Raw genomic sequence first — 11125 nt, 5'->3', positions numbered from 1 at the left:
TTTTATTTTATCTTCATTACTACTTGAAGAATTTTCTTTTCGTTTCTTTACTTCCACGTATTTAATATGAAAGTCTTCAATGACTAACACTTTAAAATAAAAATCATTATATTGTACTATATCGTTTTTAACAACATCGAATCGTTCAGTTAGTACCCAACCGGCAATCGTATCTACTTCGTCGTCGCTAATATCTGTACCAAGCAAATCATTTACTTCGCTAATTAACATTTTGCCATCTAAAATATAATGATTTTCTTTAATTTTTTGTACATAGGGAATTTCGTCTGCATCAAACTCATCACGAATTTCACCAACAATTTCTTCAACGATGTCTTCAATTGTGACTAAACCAGCTGTACCGCCATACTCATCAAATAAAATCGCCATTTGGACACGATCTTTTTGCATTTTTACTAATAAATCATGAATCGGGATGGTTTCAATTACTTTTAAAATTGGCTTGACATAGGATTCTAAAGTGTTTGTACCATCCTTTTGGTTAAACACAATGTCATTATAAATTTCTTTGATATTTACAAGCCCAACTATTTTATCTTTGTCACCATCTTCAATAATTGGATAGCGAGTATATTTTTCCACATTGGCCACTTGTAGAAAAACTTCTACAATATCATCTTTTGATGCAGTTACAATCTCAGTGCGAGGTACCATCACTTCTTTTGCTAAGCGGTCATCAAAATCAAAAATCTTATTCATATACTTATATTCAGATTGGTTAATTTCTCCGCCTTTTAAGCTTTCAGAAAGTAAAATTCGAATTTCTTCTTCGCTATGAGCTACCTCATGCTCAGAAGCAGGCTGTAACCCAAACATACGAGTTAGGAGCTGAGCGGATCCGTTTAGTGTTTTAATAAATGGATACATAATTTTATAAAACCCAATAATTGGCTTAGAAAATAATAAAGTAATTCGTTCTGCCATTTGAATAGCGAACGTTTTCGGTGCTAGTTCACCTACCACAACATGTAAAAATGTAATAATGACAAATGCAATCGCAAATGACAGAATGCCTGCTAAACGTTCATTCATATTGATATCGTCAAAAAGAGGATGTAGGATGCGTTCAAGTGTTGGTTCACCAAGCCAACCAAGACCTAGAGCTGTAATGGTAATTCCAAGCTGACAAGCAGATAGATATTCGTCTAGATGCGTGATAACATGCTTAGCCGCTATCGCTTTTTTATTTCCTTCATCAACAAGCTGGTTAATGCGCGAGCTTCTCACTTTTACAATTGCGAACTCAGTTGCTACGAAAAAGGCAGTTAAGCCAATTAAAAGAGCAACGAGGAAAAGATTTAAAATCGTCAAACGTTTCACCACCTATTTAGTACGTGTATATAGTAAGTGTTATCTAAACGAAGGAAGAACATGTATTGAAACAATCCCCAGCGCTATTTAAAAAGAGAAAGAAGCGTTCTCATTAATGGGTTTGTGCTATACTAGCCTAGAGGTGAAAATAGTGAATATATTGGATAACTTAATTTTGAAACATGGACTTCAAACACTAAAGGAAGATATATATAGCTCTTTGTATACATGTGTTATGGTACACCCAACACGTGCTGACGAACTGGAAGTGGGTACATCAAAATTAGGAGGATACCCAGATTTACCGGAAGATTTTTACTGGCCTAAACAGGATGGAGAATATCTACAGTTTATTGGTCAAATCAATCTATCTCAGTTAGAAGGTGCGTGGAAGCAAGATTTACTTCTTCCTGACACGGGTTATCTGTACTTCTTTTATGATGGTGAAGCATATGGTGAAGCGGATCAACAAAATGGTTGGCGCGTACTTTTTTATGAAGGGACAGCAGATGATTTAACTGCAACAAAAGTAGACGTTTCAAGCATATACCTACAGTGTGGGGTAGAGTTTAGCTATGATATCCGACTTGGAGATACATATATAGAAGACGATCAGCTGTATGATCAATTTGATGCTCTTATGTTAGAAATCAATGGTAACATTCCATTTCACCAAATTGGGGGAACAGCGTGGGATATCCAAGGGGACGTTTTGGAAGAATGTCAAGAGTTCTCTGGTAAGAAAGGCGACTGGCAGTTATTATTTCAAATTGACTCTGATGATCAGCTTAATATGATGTGGGGCGACGTTGGAATTTTATATTATTGTATTGAAAGACAAGCTCTTGAAAAAAAACAATTCGAAAACACATGGTTAATCATGCAATGTTCATAAGAAAAACACCTGCTTTCACACAAAGCAGATGCTTTTTTTAATGTAACGTTTTATTGTTTGGAAGCTCGGGAGGCTGTGTAGATTTTGCGAAACTTTGCGTCATTTGCTGTACATCTTGAGCGGCTAGCTGCGGTACTTGGTAATCATGACGCTTGTTTTGATAGTGGGCTACTTCATATGCCATTTCAATCCAATTAGGAACGCTATCAGCGAATAAGCGGCGTACAATAGGATTTGTAATTTCAAGTGAGGTCATGGTAACGAGTGAAGCATGACCTTTTAATAAGCCTAACATGTGCCCAGAAATTCCTTTATCGCTAATGTCATTAATGGATTGATTTGGTTTTTTAGGCTGACTTGCTTTTAATCCGTATACAAAATCGTTTGATTCTGCCATGTTATAGGTTTGCGTTGGACTAGAAGGGTCTTGGCCTGTTGAAAAAGATTCTACAATACGGTTGTAGTCTTCCAAAATAAAACTATATTGACGATCTAACATTTGCTTTAACTCTTCATCTTGAATGTATTGTCGAAACATCATGAACTGATCTAAAACATTGATCATGCCAGCTAGCGTTTCATGAACGTCAAATAGTTCATGTCCTCCGTGATTCATAACTTGAGGAACCTTACCAGTATGCATATTCATATGTGTTTGTTCGTTATTCATATCCATCCTCCTAGTGTAATAAATACGTTGTTTAGTGTAAAGAATCCAGGCATCTTTATACGTACAAAAAGAAAAATATTGAAAGGTTTTAGATTTTATTGATGATATCAAAGGAATTTTACAACACATATCGAATATGAACTTTAACTTTAAGGATTGGAGATATAGCTTAATGAATGAGTTAATGGTATGGTCGGAGCAACTACAAGCAGAAGCAACAAGCTTATTGGAAGAATATCAGCTTTTACATTTATGCAAACAATATGGCAACCCTCTCATTGCAGGCAGCTTTGATTTAAATGTCATGGTACTTCGTCATCTCGATGTTTACATTGGAAGCGATAAGGTTATTGAAGATTTATTTTTTGCACTTGGTAAAGACTTAGCATTGAGAATGAAGCCCGTTAAAATGATCTTTATTGGTAATAAAGAAAAGGAAGAAGAAATGACTTGGGCTGTATACACAGACATCGAAGGACATGAATGGAAAATTAATGTGAATGTTGTGTCTGAAGCAACCATACAGCAGATGCTACAAAAACAGCAAAAGTTAAAAGCAAAAATGACAGAGAAGAAAAGAGAGCAGATTTTATTTTTTAAACAGCAAAATGGGTATAATCGCTATTATAAAAGTGCACATGTGTATGAAGCAGTTTTGGTTGAAGGTGTTCAAGATGATATGACTTTTTTTAAATGGCTACAACATAAAAAACGAGCCAAGTAAAGTAGGCTCGTCTTTTATTTATACTAATTCTTTTACTGGTAAAAACGCATTAAGCATCCAGATATGCTTTTCAAAACGACCAACTGTGCCGATGAATAAGTCAGCAGTAACGTGATCATTTGCTTCTTCAGCAATCTTAATCCCCATTTTGAGCTGTTGAACGAGAATTAGGTAATCATTAACAACAGATTCAATCATTTCGTGAGCAGTTTGTTCATTTCCCTCTTCACTTAAAGTAGCTAGGCTTAAAAAACCTTTTAACGTAGCTACAGGCTGTCCACCAATTGCTAGTAAACGCTCTGCATATTCATCGATATCCGCAGCCGTTTCTGTATATAGTTCTTCAAATTTCTCATGAAGAGTAAAGAACTGAGGTCCTTTTACATACCAATGAAAGCGGTGGAGCTTCGTGTAAAATACGTTTAAGTTAGCAATTTGCTGATTTAAGAATTGTTCTAAATTCATGTGTCATTCCTCCTGGTTTAACTGATATATATAGATTATAACATATATTAGATTATAATCAATACTTATTTATAATTATTATAATTTAATAACGAACCTTTTTTCTTTAATGAGAAGAGTTAGGAGGTTATGTTAAGATAGCTAAGAGAATATAGTAAAGGGAAGAGATTGAATGATTATTACAAATGAAGCAAAAGCATTGATTGAAGAGATTTTATCAGAACAAGAAATTGAAGGTATTCGTCTTTACTTTAAAGGAATTAGCTGTGAAATTCCAAATATCGGATTGTCATTTGAAGAAGCCCAAGAAAATGATGAACTGCAGGTTATTAACGGTATATCAGTAGCAATCCAAGAGGCGATTCTACCTTATACAAAAGAACTTTTACTAGATGTTCATCTAACACCATACGGACCTGGGCTAGCTTTAGTAGGTGCCAAAGGTCAATAAGTAAAGGTTTTGAAAAAAGTCGATAAATAATTTGTTAGAATGTCTGACAAATCTGTTGGAATAATGGAAAAATATTGTTTTACTTAATTTAAGCGTTAATGAAAACGAGGGGGGATTACATGCTTCTTTCTCATCATGTAACGGTTGAACAACGTAAAAAAATTAAACATTTTAAACAGTTAATTCGAGACTCGCGTTCAGCCAAAGAACGTTTGATGTATCAGCAGCAGTTAAATCAATTTGTTGAGCGACTGTTTATCGAGAATCGTCTTCAGCGTCATGGAGAGCACAAGTGAGTAACAAGGCTGGGACATACGTATTTCAGTCAAGGATCTATCCGAACTGTCGGGAGTTAACTCCTTTTGATAGTTCGGATATTTTTTGTTGGTTTGAAAACAATTTAAAAAAGCGAGTGTTTGCAGCGCAATGAAACAAACTTGTTCTTACAACCTAACTATTTTAGAAACATCACCATTCGTCTTTGGGAAAGAATCATTTCGTTATGTGCTAGACTCTTTATTAGGTATTATTTCACTATCTTTTGAAAGCGTTTTCTGTTAAAGTTAAACTATAATTAGTTCCAATATAACATATGTAAAATGCGTTCTAAAAAGCAAGAAGGAGTTGGTTTGCATGAGTGAAAATGGAAACTTCTTACTGGGCTTAATATGGGGAACGTCTTTAAGTATTCCGCTTTGGCTTTCTGTCTTTGGATGGATAAAGTTATTATTAAAGATCAGTTTATAACACATAACGGACAAGCTAATAAGTTGCTAGATTACCGGCTAGATACAAACCAGTATCTAGTCTTTTTATTTTGATAAATATTTTTTTGGGTTAGAGAAATGCTATTACTAACTAGGATGAAGAAGGAGGGAAGGAAGATGAAGTTACTAATTGGTGTTTTACTTTTAAGCGGTATCATTACGGCGATTGAGCTTCCTTCTTTATTAAAAAAAGAGCAGAAAAAAGAACTCTATTTATTTTCTTTCTTTCTACTCTTTAGCATGACTCTAAATATTTTACATAGCATGCACTTTCCGCTCCCTAATCCGTTAGATTGGCTGAGTGCAATTTTTAAGCCTATTAACCACCTAATTGTAAACTAGAGATGAGGTGACGTGCTATTACAAAGGTCGATATGCATCAGGAAGCAGTAATCATTAGCCCCAAACAGTTTTTTATTATTTCAATATGTATTTGAAATGATTATCTTAATTGCTATCTTTCTATTTGTAAGAAACCAAAAAGCAGCTACAAAAGCATATGTACTAGGTAGTACGGGCGGAATATTAATGCTATCGATTGTGATTGTAATTGCTTTGTTAGTATTTGGTGTGTTGTTACCGTTTCTTGTCGGAGGGTTTATCATTCTAAAAAAACAGCTGCACAAACAATGATGGAACTTCATTTGTGAATTTTTTGTAGCAAAATTGTGTTGTTTATTGAGAAGACACAAAGAAAAACGTACACTTGGTAATGGATAGAAACAAATACATAGAAAATTTAAATGAAGGTGAAAATTAATGAGAAAAATCATGATGTTTTTAATGGTAATGTTACTCGCTCTTCCAACGGTGAGTTTTGCCCATACGCATGTTCAAACAACCGTACCTGAAAACGGGGCTACGGTTACGTCTCAGCTAACTGAAATAAAACTTAGCTTTGAGACACATATTGAAAAAGTAAGTACACTGACCGTGACAAAAGATGGTCAAGAACTTTCAATTGATTCACAGGAAGTATCAGGTCATGATTTAATAGGTACATTTGAAGAGCCGCTTCCAAATGGAGAATATGAAGTGAAGTGGAACATTGTAGGAGAAGATGGTCACGTTATGGAAGATGCAATTTCATTTACCGTGAATGCAGATCAAGAAGAAGTAACATCTGAAAATAAAGATACACAAAAAGAGTCTGCTACAGAAGAAGCTGAAAAAAGCAGCTCTCCAGATGAGCAAACAGAAGCTGAATCAACAAGCGAAAACTCATCTTTCTTCGTTATTATGATTGTAGCAGTGGTTATCGTAGCAACAGCACTCATCTTTGTGTTTAGAAAAAAGAAAGGCTGATTCAATGTCAGTAGTTTTACCGCTATTTGAATGGGTTACGTATATTGGTTTAGCGTTCTTACTCGGTACAGCAGTTTTACAGTATATCTCTGAAGAGAACAAGCCTGCTTTAAGTATATCGAGTAAGTGGCTAATTGGCAGTGCTTCTGCAGTAGGGATTTTTTCTATAGGCCCAGTTTTAGAAATTGTGCTTGCATTTTCAAAAATTAGAGGTTTCTCAGATACAATTCAGGCAGTACTATTTGGAAGTAAAACAGGTCATGCATGGTTGATTGTTGTACTTTCCTCGATGTTATTGATTCTTACGATTGTCGTAAAAAGTCATCCTCATATCTATACAATACTAACTATTGGTCTAGTGCTTGGGATCTCTTATGCTGGCCACGCCGCCTCGATTTCGCCGCTTAACGGCATGCTTTCGCATTTTCTTCACGTGCTGTTTGTCGGTCTTTGGAGCGGAGTTGTTTTAACCGTTTCCTTTTTTATACAAAAAGCTGTGAATTGGAAACCTTTTTTAACATGGTTTACTCCCTTTGCAGTAGGGTGTTTTATTCTACTTTCACTAAGTGGAGTAATTGCCATGCTTATTATAGTAGGACTCCCTAACTACATAAATTCATGGTCTACAAACTATGGGCAAGGTTTGTTACTTAAACAAATAAGTATTATTTTATTAATCGTTTTTGCAGTAATCAATGGTATTTTGCTTCGTAAAGTGAAACGCTCACATACTTTTCGCCCAACTAGATGGCTAAGAGTTGAAGCGGTGACCTTACTAATTATTTTCTTTGTAACAGGCGTGATGGTTAATCAATCACCGCCTACAAATCTACAGTATGCAGAAGCAAATTCTCTGCTTCCATTTATTTATGGTCAGCCAATCACCTTACCAATTACGTTTCACTTTACAATCGTAGGTGCAATCTTCTCATTTTTGGCAATCTTCTTTCTTGCATATATCTTTGTTATTTTTTATAAAAAAATAAATGCCTGGTTTAGTTTGCTAAGTGGAGCATTGTTTGTATTTTCTTTATACATTGCTATGATTACAAGCATTTCTTTTTAATAAAAAAGGCTTTCAACGTTGTTTGAAAGTCTTTTTTCGTTGCCGTAATTTTTTACCTGATTTGCTATCATTAGCTGGTTCATCACCTGTTGTGGGCGATACGCTATTTTCTTGTGAGTTAGTGAAAGGAGAAATGTAGCATACGTCACCAAAATTAACAATTCCACCGGTGATTTTTCCAATGTAAACGGATTTAATCCAAACGGGCATAATCATCATCCTTTTTTTGAGCACTCTTTATATATTATGACAAGCCATTTTATCATGTATAGACGAGTGTAAAGGGAAAGTAAATATTTCTATATTTGTTTTCATTTCGTGTACAATAGAAATGGAAAACGTAGAATTTAGAAAGATAGAAGGTAAATTATGAACAAATCTAAAGAAGCTAAAACAAACTTTTCATTTAAAAAGCTCTGGAGACTAACCAATCCATCAAAAGGAAAGCTTAGTGTTTCTTTGGTATTTGCATTAGCAAATACAGGGGCTTCTCTTGTTATTCCGTTACTAATTAAAGAGCTGATGGATACAATTAACAGCGGTTTATCAAAACAAATGATTGCAGTTTTAATTGGACTATTTATTATTCAAATGATTACCAGCGCTTTATCTCTATATCTTTTGGCGCAAGTGGGACAAGGCGTGGTTGAGAAGCTGCGCACAACGATTTGGGATAAGCTTGTTAAGCTGCCGGTATCATTTTACGACCGCAATCGCTCTGGCGAAATGGTGAGTAGAATCACAAATGACACAACCATTGTGATGAACTTACTATCAACAGAAATGATAGAGTTTGTCAAAAATATTTTATCAATCAGTATATCAATTGTTATTTTGTTTACGCTAGATATTCCAATGACGCTCATTTTATTAGCGGTTATTCCAGTAATGTTCTTATTGGTTATGCCACTTGCCAGAAAGATTCATAAGATCTCTCGTGAACAGCAGGATAAAATGTCAAAGCTCACGGCGTTTTTAGCTCAAATGCTTAGTGAGATACGCTTAATTAAAGTATCAAGTTCTGAAAGGAAAGAAATTGAAGAGGGGAAAAGCTCATTTCACTCACTTTTTTTATTTGGGATACGCCGTGCAAAGATTGAAGCGATTATAACGCCAATTATTAGTACCGTGATGACAAGCGTTATGATTGCAATTGTAGGATTTGGTGCATACCGCGTTAGTCAGGAGTTTATTAGCGCAGGAGAGCTAGTAGCATTTGTTCTTTATCTCTTTCAAATTATGGTACCTGTTGGTTCACTCACTCGCTTTATTACAAGCTTTCAACAAACGAAAGGTGCATCAGAGCGTATTTTTGCTATCTTGGATGAAGAAGAAGAGTCTTTTCATCATGGAGAACAAGTTAAGCGAATTGGTGATTTAACGTTTCAACGTGTTGCGTTTAAATACGAGGAAAAATTGGTGTTGAAAAATATTTCATTTTCTGCTCGAAAAGGAGAAGTAACGGCGTTAGTTGGTCCAAGCGGTGCAGGGAAATCAACCGTTTTTTCACTGCTTGAGCGCTTCTATGCCCCATCTTCTGGTCAAATCTTATTAGAGGGTAAAGATAGTCAGGTTATTAATCTAAGAGAGTGGCGTCAGTTGTTTAGCTATGTGCAGCAGGACTCGCCAATTTTAGCAGGAACGATTCGTGAAAATTTAACGTATGGGCTAGAGCGTACAATTTCAGACGCTGAAATAATTGAAGCAACAAAGCAGGCAAATGCTCATGAGTTCATTATTAATTTTGACGATGGATACGATACAATGCTTGGTGAAAGAGGAGTAAACTTATCTGGAGGTCAGCGTCAACGAATTGCAATTGCAAGAGCGCTGCTTCGCAATCCTCAATTTTTACTTCTTGATGAAGCGACAGCAAGTCTTGATTCGGAGTCTGAAAAGCTTGTGCAAGAGTCGCTTGAACGAGTTATGAAAGGGCGAACTTCCCTTGTCATTGCACACCGCTTATCAACGGTTATAAGTGCTGATCAAATCGTAGTAATTGAAGATGGAGAAGTGACGGGGAATGGAACACATGAAGAGCTTCTAAGCACGCACACCTTTTATCGCCGCTTGGTTCAACAGCAGTTCCAAACAGAATCTTGATAATGTAAAAAGAGCGTACTAGAGTGGTTCTAGTGCGCTTTTTTAGTGGAAAATCACTATCTTTGTCGAAGGTCTTGTGAGACATCCTAGAACTATGATAAAGTGAACGTTAAAACCATTTACTGAAAAAAAGGGGGCTAGATAATGAAAGTAGGAGATAACGTTTTTTATAACAGTAAATCATATAAGCTTATTCATGTATATCGTAATGGAACATTAGAGCTTTTGTCGACCCAACAACCGGACTTTGGAAAGACCATTATTGTTGATGCTGCTAAAGTTAAAAATAACTGAGAGTGAGAAGTAACATGATTGAATTATAAAACCCCCTTTACCTTCAGCAAGGTGAAAGTAAAGGGGGGTAATCAGTTAAGCTTTTAGCTTTTTCACAAGTTCATCGCCCATCAGTTCTGAAGAGAACGGATCACGGCTTGTAACGATTTGGTCGTTAGCCCAAACAGCATACTCTTGTATGTCCTGCTTCTTCTAGCTTTAATAAAGGAGCAAATAGTTCTTCTGCCCACCATCCAGTCTTATACTCTTTTTCTTCATATCCGCTTGATAATACGGCTAATATACGTGCCATGAAAAAACCTATGCAGCTATTGCATAGGTAAGGATTGATCTTCTAGATATGTAATAGAAGTATGAAGTTGTTTAGGTATCTGTTGTGTTATAAACAAGATAGGAATGTTCAAGCTCTGTTTGAGTTTATGAAGCACTTCGTAAAATGAATGACTGTACTTATATGCAAGGCTATTTACAACTAGCAGAGAAGACATAAAAACACCTTCTTCTTTAAAACAAATCGAAATCATTATTATTTATAATAATAGACAGCTTATGTTTTGTAAATCATGAAATTTTGCAAAAACTTCATGATTTTCTCACATTTACAGTTTATAGTAAATAATGAGGGGATTATATGGAAGGGAGCGGTCAAATTGAACGCAAAGAAAATTGTATGTCTAGTAAGTATATGTGGTTTTCTAATGGGGTGTGGGGTAGATCAAGAGCAAGAAGCGAGTGCTGAACCTAAAATGCTAGATGTGAAGCTGAATGGTCCATCTGAAGTATCTAAAGATGAAACCGTTATCTTTAAAGCGGTTGTTACATATGGTGATGAGAAAGTTGAAAACGCAGATGACGTACAATTTGAAATTGAGAAAGAAAATGCAGAGGGACAAGGGGAAATGATTGAAGCAAAACATCGCAAGGACGGCATATACGAAGTGGAAACGGACTTTCAAGAGCCTGGAATTTATACAGTTCAATCGCACGTAACGGCAAAAGACTCTCATAATATGCCTAAAATACGTGTGGAAGTAAAATGAAGAGACTGAGACA

At 35.6% G+C, this 11125-nt stretch carries 17 protein-coding genes; 12 read left to right on the top strand and 5 right to left on the bottom strand.

All coding sequences use genetic code 11. The features are described from left to right. Nucleotides 1-1332, bottom strand: a 1332-nt coding sequence (locus tag BFL01S_RS16700) for a hemolysin family protein (protein WP_061786373.1), incomplete at its 3' end; no start/stop codon positions are given. Between the two features lie 235 nt (nucleotides 1333-1567). Here BFL01S_RS16700 and BFL01S_RS16695 point away from each other — a divergent pair. Next, nucleotides 1568-2227, top strand: a complete 660-nt coding sequence (locus BFL01S_RS16695; RefSeq protein WP_157803617.1) for a YwqG family protein — start codon at nucleotides 1568-1570, stop codon at nucleotides 2225-2227. 37 nt (nucleotides 2228-2264) lie between these two features. Here BFL01S_RS16695 and BFL01S_RS16690 read toward each other — a convergent pair whose 3' ends face one another. Next, nucleotides 2265-2897, bottom strand: a complete 633-nt coding sequence (locus BFL01S_RS16690; protein WP_035321250.1) for a spore coat protein — start codon at nucleotides 2895-2897, stop codon at nucleotides 2265-2267. Nucleotides 2898-3069: 172 nt separating this feature from the next. Here BFL01S_RS16690 and BFL01S_RS16685 point away from each other — a divergent pair, with 172 nt between their 5' ends. Then, a complete protein-coding gene (locus BFL01S_RS16685; RefSeq protein WP_025911234.1) occupies nucleotides 3070-3621 on the top strand; it encodes a hypothetical protein in 552 nt (183 codons plus the stop codon). 18 nt (nucleotides 3622-3639) lie between these two features. On the opposite strand, the gene BFL01S_RS16680 is transcribed toward BFL01S_RS16685, so the two are convergent. Then, the gene (locus BFL01S_RS16680) at nucleotides 3640-4086 is read right to left on the bottom strand and encodes a Dps family protein (protein ID WP_061786371.1); all 447 of its coding nucleotides are present in this window, start codon (nucleotides 4084-4086) and stop codon (nucleotides 3640-3642) included. 172 nt (nucleotides 4087-4258) lie between these two features. Here BFL01S_RS16680 and BFL01S_RS16675 point away from each other — a divergent pair, with 172 nt between their 5' ends. The 7 genes from BFL01S_RS16675 to BFL01S_RS16655 all read left to right on the top strand — a co-directional run bounded on the left by BFL01S_RS16675 (nucleotide 4259) and on the right by BFL01S_RS16655 (nucleotide 7675). Continuing rightward, nucleotides 4259-4537, top strand: a complete 279-nt coding sequence (locus BFL01S_RS16675) for a Fe-S cluster assembly protein HesB (protein ID WP_025911238.1) — start codon at nucleotides 4259-4261, stop codon at nucleotides 4535-4537. 119 nt (nucleotides 4538-4656) lie between these two features. Continuing rightward, a complete protein-coding gene (locus BFL01S_RS20815; protein WP_167556128.1) occupies nucleotides 4657-4833 on the top strand; it encodes a hypothetical protein in 177 nt (58 codons plus the stop codon). Nucleotides 4834-4963: 130 nt separating this feature from the next. Beyond that, nucleotides 4964-5098, top strand: a complete 135-nt coding sequence (locus BFL01S_RS21310) for a hypothetical protein (protein WP_268873898.1) — start codon at nucleotides 4964-4966, stop codon at nucleotides 5096-5098. Nucleotides 5099-5421: 323 nt separating this feature from the next. After that, on the top strand, nucleotides 5422-5646 hold the full coding sequence (locus BFL01S_RS16670) for a hypothetical protein (RefSeq protein WP_061786370.1): 225 nt from the start codon (nucleotides 5422-5424) through the stop codon (nucleotides 5644-5646). Between the two features lie 96 nt (nucleotides 5647-5742). Beyond that, complete coding sequence (locus tag BFL01S_RS16665) at nucleotides 5743-5937, top strand: hypothetical protein (protein ID WP_061786369.1); 195 nt, start codon at nucleotides 5743-5745, stop codon at nucleotides 5935-5937. Nucleotides 5938-6063: 126 nt separating this feature from the next. After that, nucleotides 6064-6609: a copper resistance CopC family protein gene (locus tag BFL01S_RS16660; RefSeq protein WP_025911242.1), complete on the top strand. Its 546-nt coding sequence runs from the start codon at nucleotides 6064-6066 to the stop codon at nucleotides 6607-6609. Nucleotides 6610-6613: 4 nt separating this feature from the next. Beyond that, complete coding sequence (locus BFL01S_RS16655) at nucleotides 6614-7675, top strand: CopD family protein (RefSeq protein ID WP_025911244.1); 1062 nt, start codon at nucleotides 6614-6616, stop codon at nucleotides 7673-7675. A 12-nt stretch (nucleotides 7676-7687) separates the two neighbouring features. Here BFL01S_RS16655 and BFL01S_RS16650 read toward each other — a convergent pair whose 3' ends face one another. Continuing rightward, on the bottom strand, nucleotides 7688-7885 hold the full coding sequence (locus BFL01S_RS16650) for a spore germination protein (protein ID WP_061786368.1): 198 nt from the start codon (nucleotides 7883-7885) through the stop codon (nucleotides 7688-7690). Nucleotides 7886-8044: 159 nt separating this feature from the next. Between BFL01S_RS16650 and BFL01S_RS16645 the strand changes: the two genes are divergently transcribed. Next, nucleotides 8045-9778 carry an ABC transporter ATP-binding protein gene (locus tag BFL01S_RS16645; RefSeq protein WP_061786367.1) on the top strand — a complete coding sequence of 578 codons (1734 nt, stop codon included), beginning with the start codon at nucleotides 8045-8047 and terminating at the stop codon, nucleotides 9776-9778. Nucleotides 9779-9922: 144 nt separating this feature from the next. Next, nucleotides 9923-10072 (top strand): hypothetical protein, encoded by a 150-nt coding sequence (locus BFL01S_RS20555; protein WP_153301153.1) that lies wholly within the window; start codon nucleotides 9923-9925, stop codon nucleotides 10070-10072. A 154-nt stretch (nucleotides 10073-10226) separates the two neighbouring features. Here BFL01S_RS20555 and BFL01S_RS21145 read toward each other — a convergent pair whose 3' ends face one another. After that, on the bottom strand, nucleotides 10227-10364 hold the full coding sequence (locus BFL01S_RS21145; RefSeq protein WP_225001747.1) for a hypothetical protein: 138 nt from the start codon (nucleotides 10362-10364) through the stop codon (nucleotides 10227-10229). A gap of 358 nt (nucleotides 10365-10722) precedes the next feature. Here BFL01S_RS21145 and BFL01S_RS16635 point away from each other — a divergent pair, with 358 nt between their 5' ends. After that, complete coding sequence (locus tag BFL01S_RS16635; protein ID WP_035320781.1) at nucleotides 10723-11112, top strand: FixH family protein; 390 nt, start codon at nucleotides 10723-10725, stop codon at nucleotides 11110-11112. Nucleotides 11113-11125: the final 13 nt, after the last annotated feature.

This window comes from Priestia flexa NBRC 15715 (assembly GCF_001591565.1).
GTDB classification, from domain to species: domain Bacteria; phylum Bacillota; class Bacilli; order Bacillales; family Bacillaceae_H; genus Priestia; species Priestia flexa.
The sequence above is the reverse complement of the archived record's forward strand: the minus strand, read 5'-3'. Positions and strand labels throughout refer to the sequence as shown.

What these genes read in the sequence shown, in the direction of transcription:
- BFL01S_RS16695 (WP_157803617.1), top strand. Translation starts at nt 1,568, where the DNA reads ATGGTACACCCAACACGTGCTGACGAACTGGAAGTGGGTACATCAAAA.
- BFL01S_RS16690 (WP_035321250.1), bottom strand. Translation starts at nt 2,897, where the DNA reads ATGAATAACGAACAAACACATATGAATATGCATACTGGTAAGGTTCCT.
- BFL01S_RS16685 (WP_025911234.1), top strand. Translation starts at nt 3,070, where the DNA reads ATGAATGAGTTAATGGTATGGTCGGAGCAACTACAAGCAGAAGCAACA.
- BFL01S_RS16680 (WP_061786371.1), bottom strand. Translation starts at nt 4,086, where the DNA reads ATGAATTTAGAACAATTCTTAAATCAGCAAATTGCTAACTTAAACGTA.
- BFL01S_RS16675 (WP_025911238.1), top strand. Translation starts at nt 4,259, where the DNA reads ATGATTATTACAAATGAAGCAAAAGCATTGATTGAAGAGATTTTATCA.
- BFL01S_RS20815 (WP_167556128.1), top strand. Translation starts at nt 4,657, where the DNA reads ATGCTTCTTTCTCATCATGTAACGGTTGAACAACGTAAAAAAATTAAA.
- BFL01S_RS21310 (WP_268873898.1), top strand. Translation starts at nt 4,964, where the DNA reads ATGAAACAAACTTGTTCTTACAACCTAACTATTTTAGAAACATCACCA.
- BFL01S_RS16670 (WP_061786370.1), top strand. Translation starts at nt 5,422, where the DNA reads ATGAAGTTACTAATTGGTGTTTTACTTTTAAGCGGTATCATTACGGCG.
- BFL01S_RS16665 (WP_061786369.1), top strand. Translation starts at nt 5,743, where the DNA reads ATGATTATCTTAATTGCTATCTTTCTATTTGTAAGAAACCAAAAAGCA.
- BFL01S_RS16660 (WP_025911242.1), top strand. Translation starts at nt 6,064, where the DNA reads ATGAGAAAAATCATGATGTTTTTAATGGTAATGTTACTCGCTCTTCCA.
- BFL01S_RS16655 (WP_025911244.1), top strand. Translation starts at nt 6,614, where the DNA reads ATGTCAGTAGTTTTACCGCTATTTGAATGGGTTACGTATATTGGTTTA.
- BFL01S_RS16650 (WP_061786368.1), bottom strand. Translation starts at nt 7,885, where the DNA reads ATGCCCGTTTGGATTAAATCCGTTTACATTGGAAAAATCACCGGTGGA.
- BFL01S_RS16645 (WP_061786367.1), top strand. Translation starts at nt 8,045, where the DNA reads ATGAACAAATCTAAAGAAGCTAAAACAAACTTTTCATTTAAAAAGCTC.
- BFL01S_RS20555 (WP_153301153.1), top strand. Translation starts at nt 9,923, where the DNA reads ATGAAAGTAGGAGATAACGTTTTTTATAACAGTAAATCATATAAGCTT.
- BFL01S_RS21145 (WP_225001747.1), bottom strand. Translation starts at nt 10,364, where the DNA reads ATGGCACGTATATTAGCCGTATTATCAAGCGGATATGAAGAAAAAGAG.